This window comes from Reyranella sp. (assembly GCF_965249915.1).
Classification (GTDB): domain Bacteria; phylum Pseudomonadota; class Alphaproteobacteria; order Reyranellales; family Reyranellaceae; genus Reyranella.
In genome coordinates, this window is record NZ_OZ252257.1 from 344,353 (window position 1) to 363,955 (window position 19,603).

A 19,603-nucleotide genomic window follows, 5' to 3' on the forward strand; every position below is an offset into this window, starting at 1 on the left:
CGCAAACATAGACTGCAGGCGGCGTTCTGTGCACACTTTCGTCCGCAAACAACGAAATCGGGCGGAAACGACATGAAGGTGGTCATCACCGGCGGCGCGGGCTTCCTCGGCAAGAAACTCGCACGGCGCATCCTGCAGCAGGGCGAGATCGCATCAGCCAGCGGACAGCAGAAGAAGGTGAACGAACTGTTGCTGTTCGACGTCGCCAGGGCCGAGGGGCCGGGCCTGGACGATCCCCGGATCAAGACGGTGGCGGGCGACATTTCCAATTTCGCGACCGTGCAGTCGATCGTCCAGGGCGCGTCGACCGTGTTCCATTTCGCCGCCGTGGTCAGCGCCGGCGCCGAGGCCGATTTCGACCTGGGATACCGGGTCAATCTCGATGGCACGCGCAACGTCCTGGAGGCTTGCCGCGCGCTCGGCACCAATCCGCGCGTGGTGTTCACCAGCTCGCTGGCGGCCTTTGGCGGCGACCTTCCCCCGGCCGTGACCGACGACACCCCGCTGACACCGCAGACGTCCTACGGCGCGCAGAAGTCGATCGGTGAGTTCCTGGTCCGCGATTACACGCGCAAGGGCTATCTGCGCGGCACCGCGGTCAGGTTGCCGACGATCTGCGTGCGCACCGGCCTGCCCAACAAGGCGGCCTCGACCTGGGCGAGTTCGGTGCTGCGCGAGCCGCTGACGGGCGTCGACGTGGTCTGCCCCGTGACCCCGGAGACGGTCATGGTGGTCCTCAGCCCGCGCAAGACGGTGGATGCGTTCATGCGCCTGCACGATATGCCGTCGGACGCCTTCGGGCCGGGCCGTACCCTCCTGCTGAACGGCATCAACGTGACGGCCAGGGAGCTGGAGCAGGCAGTTGGCCGACACGCCGGCAATCGCAAGGTCGGCAAGGTCCTCTGGCAGCACGATCCGGCGATCCAGAAGATCTGCGACGGCTGGCCTCAGGGCATCGATTCGGCGCGCGCGCGGCGGCTGGGCTTCGAAACCGATACGGATCTCGACGAAGTCGTGCGCAACTTCATCGCCGAGGATCTCGACGATCAGTTGAAGATCGCCAGACCTGCGGCCTGATGGCCGCAGGCGGCCGCCGTTCGTTCAGCGTCCGCGCAGCATCCGCCAGCCGTTCTGGAGATGACGCATCGGGCCCCAGACATGGCGCGTCCGCATCATGTGCCAGCGCTGCGGCTCGTTGTCGGGACCCGCGACAGCCCCCGCATCGTCGACATAGTCGGTGATGCCGACGGCGTCGGTGTCCCAGGGACCGGTCGTCTTGAAGATCGTGGTCTTGGCGCCGTAGCCCTGCAGCGCCCGCGACATGCCGGATGCCATGAAATCCATGTAGCGCGGCAGGCTTTCGGGCCGGCAGAGGTAGCCCTTGTTGAAGCCGACGGCGAGCAGCCGGAAGTGGAAGGGGTTCTTCTCGATGTAGCGGATGACCTCGGTCGTGTTGGCCGGGTAGCGCGGCGAGAAGAAATCGTCGATCACGACGATCCCCTCCGTGTTCACGATCCGGTTGGCGAACTCCAGCTCGCGATAGACGGCCGTCCCGGTATGTTCTCCGTCGATGTGGAACCAGCGCACCGACTGATGCATCGCCTGCAGGTCGAGCTTGGCCGGCAGGTCGGCGGATGGGCCGGACAGCGGCACGATGTTCGTGGCCTTCGCGCCGACCGACTCGATCGAGCGCTGGACCGCGGCCTCATCGAGCCGAAGATCGCAGAGATAGAGCTTCTCGTTACCCTTCCGGTAGGAGGCGAGGACCGATGCCGACCGGCCCCGCCAGACGCCGATCTCGAACAGGTCCCCGGAACTCCGGGCCTGCTGGTCGAGCAGGGCGCGCCAGACGCAATAGGACTGGAACATGAACCAGCCCGGAATCGCGTCGATTTTCTCCCAACTGAGCATCCACCATCCCCGTTTGCCGCGCCTTGCTAACAGCGCCTCTTCGACGCTGCAAGCCGTCACCGCTTGCACCTGCGGCACGGGTCCTGTAGGCCCCCTCGCGGAGAAATGCCAACAACTGCAGTCGCCTACAGGGCCACGGTCGGCCTGCTCTGGACCCTGGTGCTCTGGCACAGCTGGGAGTGCCGGGGGCTTTTCGTCGACGGGTCGGCCTTCCTTGTGCAGATCGCCCGCCGCGAATGGTTCTTCGACTTCTACAATCCGCGACTCTACGCGATGATCGTGGGCCAGGTTCCGATCATCACGGCGGTCTTCCTGGGGGTCACCGACCTCCATCTGATGGCACAGCTCCTGTCGCTGGGGCTCTTCGCGGTCCCGACGGCGCTCTACCATCTGGCCCTGTTGAGGGTTAAGGACGATCCCGTCCTGCTGGCTGCTCTGCTGGCGGTGATCGGGGTCGTCTTCATGACGACCTCGTTCTTCATCGTCGGCGAGTACAATACGGCCTACGCCATAGGCATCGCCGTGGCCGTCCGGCTCGTGACGGCGCGGGAACTGACGGTGGCCGACGGGGCCTTCCTGGTCGCGGTCGGATTGCTCGGGATCAGGGCCTATGAGGTGATGCTCTATCTTGGGCCGTTGCTGGCCGCGATGATCCTCTGGACGGTCTACCGAATTCCGGTCCGGCCGATCGTTGCCACCATCCTCTATCTGATTGCCAGCCTGGCCTTCCTGGGCGGCCTGTGGGTCGCGGCGGATTCGCTGATCCATCCGTTTTCGCAGGATCACCTCAGCCGGACCGCGGCGACGGCCCTCGACGCCTGGCAGAATGTTCAGTTCGACCTGGCGATCGGCGCCGCCCTGGTCATCTTCGGCTGGGCGGCGTTGCGGCCCCAGGATCTCTCCGGCCGCAGGCCTTACATCTTCGCCGGCATCTTCCTTCTGCTGCTGGCGTTGTCGCCGTTGCTCGTGCTGACGGACTCGCTGGTTCGCCCGCACGCCAAGTCGCAGTACACGGCGCGCAGCATCGCCGGTCTCGTGGTCGCGACCGTCATCATCCTGATGTGGCTCTATACGTCGTCCTTCGGCGCCCGGTTCGCCGCGCTGGCGGCCTTGCGGCGCCCCGAGGTCTCGCGCCGGATGCTTGCCTTCGGCTGCCTGATGGTGATCGCGGTGATGCCGTCCAACATCTACCTGACGCTCGAGTGGCGCAGCTACCTCGAGACGGTGCGGTCGATCGTGCGCAACAACACCGGCGTGGTCCCCTTCGAATCCACGCCGCTCGCCCGGCGGCCCCTAGAGACGCTGGTCGAGTCCTGGATTCTGCCCAGCCAGAGCCTTGCCCTGCGGTCGAAGCGAACCGACGGGATCATCGCGCCACCGCGAGATTTCAATTCCTGGCAGCCGTTTCCGCCGGCCGAACCCTATCCTCTCGGCCGCTACATGTGGCGCGACTGAAGGTGCCGGCCATGTCACCGGTTGCGGTCGCCCGGGGCGTCGCCATCGCCCTATGGGCGCTGGCTGTGCACAACACTCTGGCCTGCCGCGGTCTGTTCTGGGACGGGTCCTCGTTCTTGGTCAACCTGCTGGATCAGGGGCATTTCCACGATTTCTACGCCGCCCGCGCACATGTCGATTGGGTGACGCAGGCGCCCGTCCTCCTGCTCGCTCGATGGGGCCTACGCGACACCCAACTGCTGGCCATGGCGCAGTCGGCGGCTCTGTTCGCCCTGCCCACAGCGCTCTATCACCTCGCCCTGACGCGCGTCCGCCGCGATCCGGTGCTGTTGGCCGCGGTGCTCGCGATCGTGGCCGCCGTGTACCTTCCGACCTCGTTCTTCATCATCGGCGAATACAACGTCGCCTTCGCCTGCATAACGGCCGTCATGGCGATCGCGCTCACGACCGACGGCCGCAGCCGGCGGGACGCGGCCATGCAGCTGGCCTTCGGCCTGCTCTGCCTCAGATCCTACGAGGCCATGATCTATCTCGGGCCGCTGGTCGCCGGCGCGATCCTGTGGTCGATGCGGCACAGCGACGACCGGGTGACGAGACTCCTCGACGTATTGGCGGCGCTCGCTTTCGTCGGCGCGGCGGTCGTATCGGCCATCACGATCGTCGACTACTGGGACCATCCGCATTTCATGAAGGTGCGCTCCACCAGTGTCGATTTCTGGCAGAACATGCAGTTCTCCATTCCGCTGGCGGGTTTCCTCATCTGCGCCATCGCGGGTGTGCGGCGGCCGGCCTGGCTGCAGGGCAGGGGGCCGCTGGTGGTGATGGGCGTCATCGCGCTGCTGCTCGCTCTGTCGCCCTGGTGGCGGCTCGTGCACGGGCCGTCGATCCTGTATCCGCCGGCGCACTATGTCGCCCGCCAGGCTGCCGGCATGCTACTGGCGGCGCTCCTCGTCGGCATGTGGTTGCACGTGGCGCTGCGCGATCCGCCGCGGGTCGTTGCCGTCATGCGCCAGCCGGACGTGGCCCGCCGCATGGTGCTGCTGCTGGGCGCGCTGACCGTCGCGGCGGCAATTCCCGATATCGTGCTGACCCGCCTGTGGAGCGGCTATATCGACCGCCTGCGCGTCGTCGTGGACGGCAACAAGGGTGTGGTGCGCGCCGAGACGCTGCCGCTGCACGACTGGCCGAACAAGCTGTTCTTCCAGGACTGGTCCTATCCGGCGTTGAGCGCGGTGGTGAGCCGCTCGCCTGGCCAGTCCTACGTCGTGTCCGATCAGGACTATCTCAGCAATCCGCCCTTCGAGCCGGCCTGTGGCCTTCTGCCGAAGCTCAAGGGCTACGGCTGGCGCGGTTAGCCGAGCCGGAAACTCCGGGCCCTGTCGGGACGTTGATCCGCGGGGTTGCCGAGCTCGCGGGCGAACCCATCTAGGTGAGACTTCTTGCATCGGTGACTGCAATGGGGACGGGCGTCGTAGGATGAAGGACTCCTTGGTCGGCAAGGCGAACAGGGTTCTCGTGACGAAAATCCTTGCAGGCATCGGGGGCCTGCTGGCCGCTTTGCTGTCGTTCACGCTTTCCATCTATCAGGGGAGGGCAGAGAGCGAGGTGCCCAAGGTCGCGCCGGGCAAGGTCGTCGACGCCGGCCGATGGAACGTCACCGTGTCGGGGGCAAGCCTGGCACGGGAGATGCCCGATGGATCTCATGTGTCGCCGGGAAAAAGGGCGCTGGTCGTAGATCTCACCCTCGAGAACCGCTCCGGCGAAAGCTCGAACCTCTATGGCGACGTGCTGAAGATCGAGAACGTGCCAGATCTCTCCAAGCCGCAATTCTATCTGATGCGTGATCGCGAATTGCTCTGGGATGTTCAGCCGATGATGCCGGAGCAGGTCAAGGCCGTGTGGCAGCTTCCGCAGGAGCAGGCGCTGCCACCGCAGGTGAGGCTGGCGGTGATCGGCGCGATGTTCAAGCCGCGCGACAATCTCTATGCCGCACCGGGCTGGTTCCCGACCAAACCGGTCGCGACGGTCGATCTGCCCCTCGCGAGCTACGGCGAGGCCGGCCGATGAGGCGTGTACTGCTGTCCGCGCTCACGATTCTGCTGGCCGGTGCAATCCTGCTGTTCCTTCAGATGACCACGCCGCCCTACGCGATGCTGACGGGCCCGATCAGGACCGCCGGCGGGCACGACGACGTCGTCACGAGCCGGACGTTCAGCGCCCGGATCGACAAGGCCGTGCAGGCGCGCACGATCGCCTACAAGCGCTTCGGCAAGGACTTCGAGCGGGCGAGCAGCGGCGTCTGGCTGCTCGTCGCCGTGGAGACACGCGTCGGACAGCAGACGATGGCGATCCGCGCGGCGACGATCCGTGGGGCATCGGGTCGTCTCTACCGGCAGAGCCGTCGCGCCGGCAGCGTGCCGCAGCTTCTGTCCGGCAAGACGGTGCAGCCGGGACTGCCAACGACCGGGCTGCTGGTCTTCGAGCTGCCGGAGGAGGAGACCGCGGACATGTCGCTGCTGCTGTCCGGGCAATACGGGCCCCAGCTGCAAGACGAGATCGAGATCGCGCTCGATCCGAAGAAGATCACTGTTCGCGACAGGGCGGCCATTGGCGATGATGGCCTCTAGCCGCGAGAAACGACTGCGGCTTCTGTCGCTGCTCGCTTTGCCGGTGCTGCTGGGGGCCGCTTTCGCCGTAAACGCGCGCCGAAACGTGGTGAACTACGTTGAACAGATCGAAATGCGTGTCCGGCTAGCGTCGGGCGAGACTTATGCGGGCGCGGTCTGGCAGGTCGAGAAGGTGCGCCTGATCGGCGATGGACGCGATACCCGGGTGACATTCCCTGGCCAGATGCGGCTCGTCATCGTGCAACTGAAGGCGACGGCACGAGAGGCGATCGGCGAGGGGTGGGCGCAATGCCGGTTCACGCTGGTGGACGATCAGGGCCGGCGCTGGCTGCCGCTCGATCCGACGCTCTCGCGGGACATCAGCCGCGACCTCGATCGAAAGGCCATGCCCCTGGATGGCTGCGGCATCGCCTCGTTGCACCCGCCGGCGAAGGACCGCAGCGTGACGATCGAAGAAAAGTTCGTCGTGCCGGCGGAAGTTCTGCCTTCCCTGGAGGCCCGGGTCAGCTTCGTGGCGACCCGCCCCGACGCGCTCTCGTTCCCGCTGAAATTCGACTGATGCTCAGCCGCGCGCGCGCCAGGTGCGCCCGTGTGCAAACCCGATCTCGAGGGCCGCGGCCAACAGGCAGATCTTGACCGGCATGACCAGGATGCCGTCGCCCGGCGCGCTCGGCGTGCCCAGGAACAGCGAGAGTCCCTGGGCAAAGATCTGCCAGAGCCGGAAGTCGTGCGACCCGATGAGCTGGGTGAGGCCGTACCAGGTCCAGGCGGCCCCCCAGTCGAGCAGACGGAAGAGCACGACCGTCGCGAGTACCAGGCCGAGACCCGATCGCAGGGTCAGTCCCACGCCCTCGGCCAGCGCCCGGTAGCGCTTGAGGGTCCCGGCGATGAAATGCGAGACGAAGTCGCGCACGGCTTTCGGCAACGCTTCCCAGCGCGAGACGGCGCGGCCGAGGCGGCCTTCGACGGCGGGCTTTACGTTGCCGACATCGTACCCGTAGACGACCGCCGCCAGCGTCATCCAGACGATGGGATAGAGCGCATAGAGAAAGAGTGAATTCAGGCGCTTCGAAATCGCGGGCGCCGCGGCTTCGGGCGGCGGTGCAAAGACGGTACCGGCGGCGGCTTCGCGGATCGGATCGAGCAGGCCGATGAACATGCCGATCCTGGCGGCCCAGGCGCCGATCCAGGCTCGGATCTCGCTCTCCCAGTTCGAGACGACGAATAGCGCGATGAAGGCCCAGTTGGCTTCGCAGATGACGATGACGAGGGGCCAGACAGCCGCCTTCGAGCGCTTGTGCATGTATTTGGCGAAGCGCCTCACGACCCAGGCGACGGCAACGGAGACGAATAGCCAGGAACCGCCGGAGACCTGCAGGAGGTTGCCGCTTTCCCCAGACATCATCAGGTCGAGGACCAGCTTCGAATAGTCCCGCACCGTGTCGCTTAGGAATCCCCAGGCGGCGTAGAAGGCAAAGAAGGGCACCAGCGTCAGGGTGAGGGCGGACGCCAAGCCTAGCGGTGCCGGCTCCCCGGCCTCGTCCGGTACCGGTCGGCTCGTGGCCGCCCGGGCTGCAGCATCGAGCGCCGGCAGGCCGGGCCGCAGGGTCTGGAACATGGCGACGATGACGATCAGCTTCAGCAGGACGACGAGGGACAGGGTCGAGAGGCCTGCCAGGCTGTTGAGGCGGCCGATCATCGCGGCGCATTCGTTGAGCAGCAGGTTGCCGATGATCCCGGCCGCCCACACGGCCATCAATTGCGGCCAGTACCGGCCAAGAAGGCGCATCGTCTGCAGGGGCAGTCGGAAGACCGGCACGAGGAACGGCGATGCGGCCATCGTCGGGAGCATGTCTGAAGATGGCGTCCCTTTAGGTCGCCGACAACCCGAGCTTTCCGTGCGCCCGCGGACGGAGCGATCTTAGGGCCGCATCCACAGGCTCGCCGGGCCGCTGCCGCGCACCGGGGCGGCCAGATCGACGAACTCGCAGAGGATTTTGCGCGTATCGCGCGGATCGATGATCTCCTCGATCCAGAAACTCTCGGCACTGCGGAAGGGCGACCGCAGCTTGTTCAGCCGGTCCTCGATCTCCGACATCTTCGCTTTGGGATCGTCGGCGGCGTCGATATCGGCGCGATAGGCGGCCTCGATCCCGCCCTCCAGTGGCAGCGATCCCCAGCGGCCCGAGGGCCAGGCATAGCGCCAGTTCATCCGCGAGCCGTTCTGGTGCGCGGCACCCGCCACGCCGAAAGCGTTGCGGATGATGAAGGTGCACCACGGCACGGTCGTCTGGAACATCGACGACATGGCGCGCACGCCCTGGCGGATGACGCCGCTCTTCTCGGCCTCCAGGCCGATCAGGAAGCCGGGACAGTCGCAGAAATAGACGACGGGCAGGTGGAAGGTCTCGGCGAGGTCGAGGAAGCGCGTCACCTTCTGGCAGGTATCGGACGTCCAGCCGCCGCCATAGAACATCGGGTCGCTCGCCATCACCGCCACCGGCCAGCCATCGACGCGGGCGAAGCCGGTCACGACCGAACGGCCGTAGAGCCGGCCCATCTCGAAGAAGCTGCCCTGGTCGACCACCTTCTCGACGATCGGGCGGATGCGATAGACCTTGCGGATGTCGCGCGGGATGGCGTCGAACAGCGTCTCCTCGCGCCGGGCCGGATCGTCGGTGACGGGACCGCGCGGCGGGGCGTCATGGACCGAGGAGGGCAGGTAGGAAAGGAAGCGGCGCGCCGCGGCAAAGGCCTCATCCTCGCTGTCGACGGCCTCGTCGATCGCGCCGGCCCGCAGCTGGATCTCCCAGCCGCCCAGCTCCTGCTTGTCGTACTGCTTGGGGCTGAGGCGATTCACCACCGGGGGCCCGGCGACGAACATCGCCGAGATTTCCTTCACCATCACCGAATAATGGGTGGCGGCGAGGCGCGCGGCACCGAGGCCCGCAACGGAGCCGAGGCCCAAGCCGACGGTCGGCACGGCACCCATGTTGCGCACGGCCCATTCCCAGCCGGCGACGCCCGGCACGTTGGCGCGGCCCGTCGTCTCGATCGTCTTGACCGATCCGCCGCCGCCCGAGCCTTCGATCATGCGAATGACCGGAATGCGGTACTGGTTGGCGTAGCGCTCGACGTAGTTCGACTTCTCCTTGATCGTGGCGTCCGCCGATCCGCCGCGCACCGTGAAGTCGTCGCCGGTGACGGCGACATGGCGTCCGTCGATCTTGCCGCGGCCCATGACGACGTTGGCCGGCGTGAGATCGACCAGATCGTTGCTTCCGTCATATTCCGCCTTGCCGGCGACGCTGCCGATCTCGCGGAAGGAGCCCTCGTCGAGCAACCGGTCGATGCGCTCGCGGACGGTGAGCCGTCCGCCATCGTGCTGGCGCTTCACCTTGTCGGCGCCACCCATGCGCTTCGTCATTTCCTGACGGCGGCGCAACTCGTCCATTTCCGGTTGCCAGCTCATCTCGACGTATCCCCCGATCGCTTTGTCGGAACGTTTCCAGCCCTCGCGGTTCGTACCAACGAAGCCGCGGACCGGCTACAGTAAACCGGTCTTCGCGAGGGAGCCGACCGATGGACGAAACGGCAAGGCCGGGAGCGGCGACACTCCACATGATCTGCGGCAAGATCGCCGCCGGAAAGTCGACGCTCGCCGCCAATCTGACGGCGCGTCCAGCCACGATTCGGATCAGCGAAGATGCGTGGCTCGCCTGTCTCTACAAGGACGAGCAGAAAACGATCGAGGACTATGTGCGCAACTCCCGCCGCCTGCGCGAGGTGATGGGCGACCACATCGTCGCGCTGCTGGAGGCCGGCGTATCGGTCGTGCTCGACTTTCCCGCAAATACACCGGCCAGTCGTCAATGGATGCGCAGCCTGTTCGAGCGCGCCGGTGCGGATCACCGGCTGCATTTTCTCGACGTGCCCGACGACGTCTGCAAGGCGCGGCTGCGCGCCCGCAACGCGGCCGGTACGCACGCCTTCAACACCAGCGACGCGGAGTTCGACCTCTTTACCAGCTACTTCGTGCCGCCCTCGGCCGACGAAGGCTTCGAGGTGACGTTCCACGGCTGATCGAAAACGACGCCGTCGATCAGGTTCTCTTCGTAGAGCCGGGCGAGGTCGATACCGCCCGGCGGGCGGGCCACGACGAAGCCGGCAATGGCGCGCTGCAGCCGTGCCTCCTGGTCGCGGCGCAGGGTCTCGGCTTCCGCGACGGTGATGGCGGCGAAGCGCACGGTCTGGCCGGGCAGCAGGCGCCCGAGGCGCGGAAGGTCGACCGATGCGACCGTGGCGATCTTGGGATAGCCGCCGACCGTCTGGCGGTCGGCCATCAGCACGATCGGCAGGCCGGCGCCCGGCACCTGGATCGCGCCGGGGGCGATGCCGTCGGAGATGATGTCGGCGCCGCCCTGGTCGACGCTCTTGGCGTGGGCGATCGTCGGTCCTTCGAAACGGATGCCCATCCGATCGGCTTCCTTGGAAACGCGATACTCTGACCCGATGAAGGTGCGGCGGCCTTCCTCGCTGAAATAGTCCTCCTGCGGCCCCCAGACCACGCGCAGCGGACCGCTGCCATAGTCGAAGGGCTGCGCCAGCCGGCGCTCGTTGCCGGCCGGCACGCTTGCCTTCGCGAGCGGCAGCAGGTCGCCCGCCGCGAGCTTGCGGCCGTCGAAGCCGCCGATGCCGGCCCGCGAATAGGTCGAGAGGCTGCCCATGAAGGCCGGCAAGGCGAATCCACCGGCCACGGTGAGATAGGCCGTGCTCGATCCCTCGATCATGCCGACACGCAGGATCTGCCCACGCTTCAGGAGATGGCTGCGGTCGGAATCCAGCGGCTTGGGCGCCGCGTCCGGTCCTTCGATCAGTGCGGGCGAGAGGGGGCCCATCAGCGCGATCCTCACGCTGTCGGCTTCGACCAGAAGGTCGGGACCCATGACGCCGATTTCGAGTCCGGCGGTGTTGGCGGGATTGCCGACCAGCGCGTTGGCGAGGCCGAGGCCGATCCGGTCCATCGCGCCGGCGGTCGGCATGCCGAGCGCCATGAAGCCGGTGCGGCCGAGATCCTGCAGCGTGTCGAACAGGCCCGCGCGGACGACTTTCAAACCCGCGCTCATTTGCTCTTCACCAGGCTCGACCAGTCGAACGTGCCGGCTTCGACCTCGCCGGCGATGCGGTCGAAGGTCCTCCGGTCGATGCGCTCGAAGGAAACCGAGTCGCCGGGCGACAGGAAGACTGGCTCTTCTCGGCGCTTGTCGAACATCCACAGCGGCGTGCGGCCGATCAGGTGCCAGCCGCCGGGACTTTCGAACGGGTAGATCGTCGTCATGTCCATGGCGATGGCGACCGAGGAGCGCGGCACCCGCACGCGCGGCTGGCTGCGGCGGGGCAGAAACAGGGATTGATCGAGGCCCGCGACATAGGCGAGGCCCGGCATGAAGCCCAGCACATAGACCTTGAAAGGCGAGGCGATGTGAGCGGCGATCACCTGTTCCGGGGTCTTCTTCGTGCGCTCGGCGACCTCGCCGAGGTCGGGCGCGAACTCCGGATCGTCGTAGCAGCAGGGGACGGTGACATGGCGGCTCGTGGCGTCGACCGGCAGGCCGCGGGCGATCAGCGCGTCGACCTTGGGCTGCAGGTCGGCGCGCGAGATCGCGAGCGGATCGTAGGTCACCATCAGGGACCGCATGGTGGGGACGGTCTCGATCACGCCGGAGATCTCGCCGGCCTCGCGGGCCAGGCCGATCGCGGCGTGGAGTGCCATGACCCGGCCGTTGATCTCGGGGGAAATCTCGTTGCCGAACTCGACGGTGAAGGCGGTGTCGCCGCAGGATAGGTATCGAACGCTCACATCTGCTAGGATAGCGCTTCAGATTGAGGGAGTCTCCCATGGCCGCCGCGACCAATGCAGGACACGTCAACATCAACTCGGACCTGGGCGAGAGCTTCGGCCCCTGGGTGATGGGCAACGACGGCGAAGTCCTGAAGATCGTGGCCTCGGCCAACGTGGCCTGCGGCTTTCACGCCAGCGATCCGGTCGTGATGATGGATACGGTGAAGCTTTGCGCGCAGAACGGCGTGTCGATCGGCGCCCATCCGGGCTTCGCCGACCTGCAGGGCTTCGGCCGCCGCGTCATCAACCTCACGATCAAGGAGCTGGAGGCCAACATCGCCTACCAGATCGGCGCCTTGCAGGCGATCGCGGCCCTCCACGGCGCGAAGGTCACGCACATGAAGCCGCACGGGATGATGGCCAACATGTCGGCCGAGAGTCCGGAAATGTCCGAGGCCATCGCGCGCGCGACCAAGGCGGTCGATCCCAACCTGATCTTCCTTGCCCAGGCCAATACCGAGCAGGGCAAGGCGGCGCGCAAGTTCGGGCTGCGGGTCGCCGAGGAGGTGTTCGCCGACCGGACCTACACCGATGCCGGCCTGCTGACGCCGCGCAAGGAAGCCAATTCGATGATCAAGGACCCGGCCAAGGCGGTCGAGCATGTCCGGCGCATGGTCGACGAGCAGGCGATCTACTCGACCTCGGGCAAGCGCATCCCGTGCCAGGTCGATTCTATCTGCGTGCACGGCGACGGCCCGACGGCCGTGACCGTCGCCAGGGCGGTCCGCGAGGGCCTCGAAGCGGCTGGAATCCGCATCGTGCCGCTGCCCGAGATGCCCAGCCTGCGTTCTTGATCCACGGGGCGATCCGTCGCGCTGACTTGTGGGACGCCGCTTCGCCGCTATAGTCCGGCCGATCCGGATGGGATTTCGCGGCGGGAGTGGCGTATGGCGGTTTTTGGCAAGGCTCAGTACATCAAGCGTGTCGAGGACGACCGGCTCCTGACCGGCACCGGCGGGTTCACCGACAACCTGTCGCGGCCGAACCAGGCCCATGTGGTCCTCGTCCGGTCCCCGCATGCCCATGCAAAGATCCTGAAGATCGACACCGAAGCCGCCAAGGCGGCGCCGGGCGTGGTCGCGGTCTTCACCTGGGCCGACATGGAGAAGGAAGGCGTCGGCAATTTCGCATTCCCGACGATGTTTCCGGCCGCCGACGGCAGCAAGCCCGAAATGACCCCGCGCCGCTCGCTGGCGCACGAGGTCGTGCGCTATGTCGGCGAGGCAGTGGTCGCGATCGTCGCCGACACGCGCGAGCAGGCGCAGGACGCCGTCGAACTGGTCGAGATCGAATACGAGCAGCTTCCGTCTGTCACCGAGATCGAGGATGCGCTGAAGCCCGACGCGCCGCAGGTCTGGGGCGGCGCCCCGGGCAACATCGCCGGCTACAACAAGTTCGGCGACCATGCCAAGGCCGAAGAGGTCTTCAAGAGCGCGGCCCACGTCGTGTCGCTCGACATCGTGCACCAGCGGCTGATCGTGAACGCCATGGAGCCGCGTGCGGTGATGGCGGAATGGGAGAACGACCGCCTGATCGTGCATATCGGGAGCCAGAACCCGTCGGTCACCCGCGACACGCTGTGCGACGTCATCCTGAAGATGCCCAAGGACAAGGTGCGCGTCGTCGTGCGCGACATCGGCGGCGGCTTCGGCATGAAGGTCGGCATCCAGCCGGACGAGGCGGTGGCCGTCTGGGCCGCCAAGGTGCTGAAGCGTCCGGTGCGCTGGCGCGCCGAGCGCAGCGAGGAATTCGCCGCGACGACCGCGGGCCGCGACCAGTTCCACAAGGCCTCGATGGCCTTCGACAAGGACGGCAGGATCCTGGCGCTTCGCATGGAGGCTTTCGCCAATATCGGCGCCTATCCGTCGCGCGGCGGCGTGGTCATCCCGCTGTTCGTCGGGCCGAAGGTGACGACCGGTACCTATGACATCCCGATGATCGATCTCCGGATCACCTGCGTCATCACCAACACCGCCACGATCGGCGCCTATCGTGGCGCCGGCCGCCCCGAGTGCATCCTCAACCTCGAGCGGCTGATGGATACGGCGGCGCGCCAGATCGGCATGGATCCGGCCGAACTGCGCCGGCGCAACTTCGTGACGCCCTCGCAGATGCCCTACACCACCGCGATGGGCGAGAAGTACGATTCCGGCGACTTCAACCTCTTCCTCACCAAGACGCTCGAGGCGGCCGACTGGGACGGCTTCGAGGCGCGCAAGGCGGAAGCCGAGAAGCGCGGCAAGCTCTATGGCCGCGGACTTGCGTCCTACGTCGAATGGACCTCGGCCAACGTCATGAACGAGATGGCGCATTACGAGGTGAAGGAAGACGGCAAGGTCGTCATCTGGATGGGCACCCAGGGCATGGGGCAGGGGCTGCAGACCAGCTTCACCCAGCTCGCCTCGGAGCTGCTCGGCATCGACCCGTCCAAGATCGAGATCGCCATGGGCGATTCCGATCGCGTCGGCGGCGTCGGCTCGATGGGCTCGCGCTCGGCCTATATCGGCGGCTCGGCGGTGCTGAGCGGCAGCGAGAAGCTGGTCGACAAGGGCAAGGAGCTGGCGGCCGATGCGCTGGAGGCAGCCACTGCCGACATCGTCTATTCGGCCGGACGCTTCACCATCACCGGCACCGACCGCGGCATCGGCCTCGGCGAGCTGGCGGCGAAGCAGCCCGACAAGCGCATCTTCATCGAGAACGTGAATACGGTCGACGGCATCGCCTGGCCCAACGGCGCCCATGTCGGCGAGGTCGAGATCGATCCCGACACCGGCATGGTCGAGCTCAAGCGCTATACGACGGTCGACGATGTCGGAAAGCCGCTGCACCGCCCGATCGTGTTCGGCCAGATCCATGGCGGCTGCGCGCAGGGCATCGGCCAGGCGCTGCTGGAGGAGAACGTCTACGACCGCGAGAGCGGTCAGCTCGTCACCGGCTCGTTCATGGACTATGCGATGCCGCGGGCGGAGACCTTCCCGAATTTCAACAACCAGCTCGACGACACGGTGCCGGCCAAGAGCAACCCGATCGGCGCCAAGGGCGTGGGCGAGTCCGGCACGGTGGGTTCGACGCCGACCGTCATGAACGCGATCATGGACGCGCTGTGGCCGCTCGGCGTGCGCAACATACAGATGCCGGCGACGCCGCAGCGCGTCTGGCAGGCCATCCAGGAAACGAGGAAGTAACGGGCGGGAGATGAAACAGCGTATCTTCGGCTGGATCTCCATCCTCTTCGGCATCGTACTTTCGCTCGCCGCGCTCGAAGTCACGGCGATCGTCTGGATGTACCTCGAAGACGGCCGCTACACGCCGGCCGAGGAGCTTTTCGACCGCACCCAGAACACCTACGTGCGGGATGCCACCAAGGGGACGGCGTGCCGCTATGTCGACACGCTCTTTCCTCATCCCTATGTCGGCTTCGTCCATCACGCCAACCCGCCGTGCGGCCTGCCGTGGGTGAACAATGTCGGGCTTTTCGGGCCGGACTATCCGGTTCTGAAGCCCACCGACCGCTATGTGGTGATGCTGACCGGCGGATCCGTGGCGTCGCAGCTCGGGCAGAATGCACCGCCGCCCGCGCCGCGCTACCTCGAGGAAGAACTCAACAACAAGTACATCAGCCCGAACGGCAAGCCGTTCCTCGTCCTGAACGGCGGCGATGGCGCCTGGAAGGAGCCGCAGCCCTTCATCCTCTTCACGCTCTATGCCTCGTCGGTCGACGCGGTCGCGGTCCTCGGCGGATTCAACGAGCACTACTTCTTCTGGCCGGGCTTCAGCGAACGGCTGGAACGGCCGCTCAGCAACTTCCTCGACGTCAATCCCTTCGTCGCCGACGAGAATTTCGGCGACGCGGCGATCGGCTGGGTGATGGGGCGCATCGCCGGTACCCTGGCGCTGAATCCTGTCCTCGGCCATTCCCACGCCGCCTACATGGTGGTGCGGGGAATAGAGCAGGCGGCCAAGGGCAAGGACATCTTCAAGTCGACCAAGAAGACGACGCTGAACAGCATCTTCCACCTGCCGGAGGACATTCAGCGGAACCACAAGCTCGCCTTCGACGTCCAGCTCGACCTGTACAAGAAGTATGTGAGGGCCACGTTCGCGGTCGCGCGCGACAACAACGTGAAGTCGGCCTACTTCATCCAGCCGGCCCCGGGCATCGGCAAGGAACTCACCGAGGAGGAGAAGCGCGTCGTCGGCGACCTCTCCTATCGCGACATCTACAAGAACATCGTCGCGGGGCTGATGACCCTGCGCGATGGCGGCGCGCCCGTCTACGACCTGACGCAGATCTTCAGCGGGGAAAAGGGGACGATCTACGCCGATCACATCCACTATGCCCGAGATGCGGCGAACGAGAGCCTGGGCAACCGCATCATCGCCGCCCGGATGGGCGAAATCCTGGCGGAAACCTGGGGCTTCCAGCGCAAGCCTTGAACGGGCCGTGGAGGGCTTCTCAAGTGTGGGCTGCCCGCAGGGGTAAGCCCTCGCCTTCGGCACTCTCGAAATAATTGTTGATTCACGGCCACTGCCGAGTTTCACTATCCGGGACGCAGCGAGTCAAAAAGGAGGCGGTCAACCGCCTCATGCGCGTCGCTAGGGATGGAGCGAAACATGGCCGTTACTCGTCGGCAATTCATGAAGGTGAGCGCGGCCGGCCTCGCCGCCTCTTCCGTCGGTGCGCTGGGCTTCCTGGGGGCGGGCGAAGGGCTCGCCGCCGGCGTCCGGCCCTTCCGGCTCGAAAAGGCGACCGAGACCCGCAATACCTGCCCCTATTGCGCGGTCGCCTGCGGTGTCCTCATCTACTCGTCGGCCGACGGCACCAAGGACGGCAAGGCCAAGGTCGTCCATATCGAGGGCGATTCCGACAATCCGATCAATCGCGGCACGCTCTGCGCGCGCGGTGCGGCGTCGCTCGGTTTCGCGAACAGCCCGAACCGCCTCCACTACCCGATGCATCGCAAGCCGGGCTCCGACAAGTTCGAGCGCGTGACCTGGGACTTCGCGATGGAGCGCATCGCCAAGCTGGCCAAGGAAGACCGCGACAGGAACTTCGTCACCCGGAACCGCGATGGCGTCACCGTCAATCGCTGGACCAGCACCGGCTTCCTCGCCGGCTCGTCGTGCAGCAACGAGGCGGGTTACCTGACGTACAAGGCCATGCGCTCCATGGGCGTCCTGGCCCTGGAGAACCAAGCCCGAATATGACACGGACCGACGGTGGCCAGTCTGGCCCCAACCTTCGGCCGCGGCGCGATGACGAATTCGTGGAACGACATCAAGAATGCCGATGTCGTCCTGATCATGGGCGGCAACGCCGCCGAAGCCCATCCTTGCGGTTTCAAGTGGGTGACGGAGGCGAAGGCCAACAACGGTGCCAAGCTGATCGTCGTCGATCCGCGTTTCACGCGCTCGGCCGCGGTCTCGGACCTCTATGCGCCGATCCGGCCGGGGACCGACATCGCCTTCCTGTCCGGCGTCATGCGGTACCTGCTGGGCAACGGAAAGATCCATCAGGAATACGTCAAGGCGTTCACCAACGCCTCGTATATCGTCAAGGAAGGCTTCTCGTTCGAGGACGGGCTGTTCGCCGGCTATGACGCGGCGCGAAAGAACTACGTCGACCGTTCGACCTGGGACTACGAGTTCGATGACCAGGGCATGGCGAAGGTCGACGAGACCCTTCAGAACCCGCGCTGCGCCATCAACCTGCTGAAGGCCCATGTCGAGCGCTATACGCCCGAGATGGTCGAACGCATTTGCGGCACCCCCAGGGACAAGTTCCTGAAGGTCTGCGAGCTGATCGCGACGACGGCCAACGGCGAGCGCTCGATGACCTCGCTCTATGCGCTCGGCTGGACCCAGCACACGACCGGCGCCCAGAACATCCGCAGCATGGCGATGATCCAGCTCCTGCTGGGCAACATGGGCATCCCCGGTGGCGGCGTGAACGCCTTGCGCGGCCATTCCAACGTCCAGGGCATCACCGACCTCGCACTGCTGTCGACCTCGACACCCGGGTATCTGGTCCTGCCGACGGAAAAGGAGACCACCTACGCCGACTATATGAAGGCGCGGGCGTTCAAGCCCATCCGGCCGGGGCAGACCAGCTTCTGGCAGAACTACGGGAAGTTCTTCGTCAGCCAGCAGAAGAGCCTGTTCGGCGATGCTGCGACCAAGGACAACGACTGGGCCTACGACTATCTGCCGAAGTTCGACACGGCCTACGACGTGCTGAAGATCATCGACATGATGGCGGGCGGGCAGATGAACGGCCTGTTCTGCCAGGGCCTCAACGTCATGATGGCGGGACCGAACAAGACCAAGATCCACCAGGGCTTGAGCAAGCTCAAATGGCTGGTGATCATCGATCCGCTGCAGACGGAAACCGCGCGCTTCTGGGAGAATCACGGCGAGTTCAACGACGCCGATTCGAAGGCGATCCAGACCGAAGTGTTCCAGCTGCCGGCCACGGCCTATGCCGAGGACGAAGGCAGCTACACCAATTCCAGCCGCGTCATCCAATGGCATTGGAAGGCGGTGGACGGGCCGGGAGAGTCGCGTGGCGACATCGAGATCATCGCCGATCTGCACGGCCGCCTCAGGACTCTCTACAAAAAGGACGGGGGCGCTTTCCCCGATCCCATCCTCAACACGAGCTGGGCCTATGCGAAGCCCGCCCATCCCGAGCCCGCCGAACTCCTGAAGGAACTCAACGGCTATGCGCTGGAGGATCTGCCGGACCCGGCGGATCCCACCAAGGTGATGCTGAAGGCCGGCCAGCTCCTGCCGGGTTTCGCTGTGATGCGCGACGACGGCAAGACGTCCGGTGGATGCTGGATCTATACCGGCGTCTATACCGAGGCCGGCAACATGGCGATGCGCCGCGACGCCAGCGATCCGACGGGTCTCGGCATCCATCCGAACTGGGGCTTCGCGTGGCCGGCCAACCGACGGATCCTCTACAACCGCGCGTCGGCCGATCCGGCAGGTAACGCCTGGAGCGAGCGTAAGAAATACATCACCTGGAACGGCTCGCGGTGGGTCGGCGGCGACGTGCCCGACTACGCGCCTACCGTCGCGCCCGACAAGTCGGTCGGCCCGTTCATCATGAACCAGGAAGGTACGGCGAGGCTGTTCAGCCGCACCGCCATGCCGGACGGGCCGTTCCCCGAGCACTACGAGCCGATGGACGCCTACATCGCCAATCCGCTGCATCCCAAGGTCACCACAAATCCGGTGGTCCGGGTGTTCGCGGCCGATGCCAAGTCGTTCGGCACGCCCGACAAGTTCCCGATCGTGGCCACCTCGTATCGCCTCGCCGAGCACTTCCACTACTGGACCAAGAACGTGCACGACAATGCCGTCGTCCAGCCGGAGATGTTCGTCGAGATGGGCGAGCGCCTGGCCAAGGCCAAGGGCATCACCAACGGCGACTGGGTCGAGGTGTCGAGCCAGCGCGGCATGATCAAGGCCAAGGCCTCGGTCTCCAAGCGCTTCCGGCCGATCATGGTCGACGGCAAGCCTTGCGACGTGATCGGCCTGCCGATCCATTTCGGCTTCGTGGGCCTTGCACGGAAATCCTACCCGCTGAACACGCTGACGCCGCCGGTCGGTGATGCCAGCACCAATACGCCGGAATACAAGGCGTTCCTGGTCGACGTGAAGAAAACCACCCCGCCGGCTTCGCAGCCGGCCGTGGCCTGAT

General features: G+C 66.0%; 16 protein-coding genes. 11 read left to right on the forward strand and 5 right to left on the reverse strand.

All coding sequences use genetic code 11. The features are described 5' to 3' along the window. Positions 1-72 precede the first annotated feature (72 nt). Complete coding sequence (denD, locus tag ACP15H_RS01675) at positions 73-1,077, forward strand: D-erythronate dehydrogenase (protein ID WP_425064491.1); 1,005 nt, start codon at positions 73-75, stop codon at positions 1,075-1,077. 24 nt (positions 1,078-1,101) lie between these two features. Here denD and ACP15H_RS01680 read toward each other — a convergent pair whose 3' ends face one another. After that, entirely contained in the window at positions 1,102-1,911 is an 810-nt protein-coding gene (locus tag ACP15H_RS01680; RefSeq protein ID WP_425064492.1) for a class I SAM-dependent methyltransferase, read from the reverse strand. Between the two features lie 105 nt (positions 1,912-2,016). Between ACP15H_RS01680 and ACP15H_RS01685 the strand changes: the two genes are divergently transcribed. The 5 genes from ACP15H_RS01685 to ACP15H_RS01705 all read left to right on the forward strand — a co-directional run bounded on the left by ACP15H_RS01685 (position 2,017) and on the right by ACP15H_RS01705 (position 6,552). Beyond that, positions 2,017-3,366 carry a hypothetical protein gene (locus ACP15H_RS01685; protein ID WP_425064493.1) on the forward strand — a complete coding sequence of 450 codons (1,350 nt, stop codon included), beginning with the start codon at positions 2,017-2,019 and terminating at the stop codon, positions 3,364-3,366. A gap of 11 nt (positions 3,367-3,377) precedes the next feature. Continuing rightward, positions 3,378-4,721, forward strand: a complete 1,344-nt coding sequence (locus ACP15H_RS01690; protein ID WP_425064494.1) for a hypothetical protein — start codon at positions 3,378-3,380, stop codon at positions 4,719-4,721. Between the two features lie 121 nt (positions 4,722-4,842). Further along, positions 4,843-5,433, forward strand: coding sequence for a hypothetical protein (locus ACP15H_RS01695; protein ID WP_425064495.1), 591 nt, complete (start codon positions 4,843-4,845; stop codon positions 5,431-5,433). Beyond that, positions 5,430-5,993, forward strand: coding sequence for a hypothetical protein (locus ACP15H_RS01700; protein WP_425064496.1), 564 nt, complete (start codon positions 5,430-5,432; stop codon positions 5,991-5,993). The genes ACP15H_RS01695 and ACP15H_RS01700 overlap by 4 nt, the downstream gene beginning before the upstream one ends. Beyond that, positions 5,974-6,552 (forward strand): hypothetical protein, encoded by a 579-nt coding sequence (locus ACP15H_RS01705; protein ID WP_425064497.1) that lies wholly within the window; start codon positions 5,974-5,976, stop codon positions 6,550-6,552. Before ACP15H_RS01700 ends, ACP15H_RS01705 begins: the two co-directional genes overlap by 20 nt. A gap of 3 nt (positions 6,553-6,555) precedes the next feature. Here the strand turns inward: ACP15H_RS01705 and ACP15H_RS01710 are convergent, their stop codons facing one another. Together ACP15H_RS01710 and ACP15H_RS01715 are read right to left on the reverse strand one after the other, a co-directional pair. Then, positions 6,556-7,845, reverse strand: a complete 1,290-nt coding sequence (locus tag ACP15H_RS01710) for a hypothetical protein (RefSeq protein ID WP_425064498.1) — start codon at positions 7,843-7,845, stop codon at positions 6,556-6,558. 69 nt (positions 7,846-7,914) lie between these two features. Further along, on the reverse strand, positions 7,915-9,465 hold the full coding sequence (locus ACP15H_RS01715) for an acyl-CoA carboxylase subunit beta (protein ID WP_425064499.1): 1,551 nt from the start codon (positions 9,463-9,465) through the stop codon (positions 7,915-7,917). A 149-nt stretch (positions 9,466-9,614) separates the two neighbouring features. Between ACP15H_RS01715 and ACP15H_RS01720 the strand changes: the two genes are divergently transcribed. Next, positions 9,615-10,076 carry an AAA family ATPase gene (locus ACP15H_RS01720; protein ID WP_425064500.1) on the forward strand — a complete coding sequence of 154 codons (462 nt, stop codon included), beginning with the start codon at positions 9,615-9,617 and terminating at the stop codon, positions 10,074-10,076. Here the strand turns inward: ACP15H_RS01720 and ACP15H_RS01725 are convergent. Beyond that, positions 10,022-11,119 (reverse strand): biotin-dependent carboxyltransferase family protein, encoded by a 1,098-nt coding sequence (locus ACP15H_RS01725; protein WP_425064501.1) that lies wholly within the window; start codon positions 11,117-11,119, stop codon positions 10,022-10,024. The two genes, ACP15H_RS01720 and ACP15H_RS01725, sit on opposite strands and share 55 nt — an antisense overlap. After that, positions 11,116-11,853, reverse strand: a complete 738-nt coding sequence (gene pxpB, locus ACP15H_RS01730; protein ID WP_425064502.1) for a 5-oxoprolinase subunit PxpB — start codon at positions 11,851-11,853, stop codon at positions 11,116-11,118. Before pxpB ends, ACP15H_RS01725 begins: the two co-directional genes overlap by 4 nt. 38 nt (positions 11,854-11,891) lie before the next feature. On the opposite strand from pxpB, the gene ACP15H_RS01735 reads away from it, so the two are divergent. The 4 genes from ACP15H_RS01735 (at position 11,892) to fdnG (ending at position 19,602) form a co-directional block, all read left to right on the forward strand. After that, entirely contained in the window at positions 11,892-12,689 is a 798-nt protein-coding gene (locus tag ACP15H_RS01735; protein WP_425064503.1) for a LamB/YcsF family protein, read from the forward strand. 93 nt (positions 12,690-12,782) lie between these two features. Further along, a complete protein-coding gene (locus ACP15H_RS01740; protein WP_425064504.1) occupies positions 12,783-15,080 on the forward strand; it encodes a xanthine dehydrogenase family protein molybdopterin-binding subunit in 2,298 nt (765 codons plus the stop codon). Between the two features lie 10 nt (positions 15,081-15,090). Next, positions 15,091-16,332: a hypothetical protein gene (locus tag ACP15H_RS01745; protein ID WP_425064505.1), complete on the forward strand. Its 1,242-nt coding sequence runs from the start codon at positions 15,091-15,093 to the stop codon at positions 16,330-16,332. 177 nt (positions 16,333-16,509) lie between these two features. Continuing rightward, complete coding sequence (fdnG, locus tag ACP15H_RS01750) at positions 16,510-19,602, forward strand: formate dehydrogenase-N subunit alpha (protein WP_425064506.1); 3,093 nt, start codon at positions 16,510-16,512, stop codon at positions 19,600-19,602. Position 19,603 lies beyond the last annotated feature (1 nt).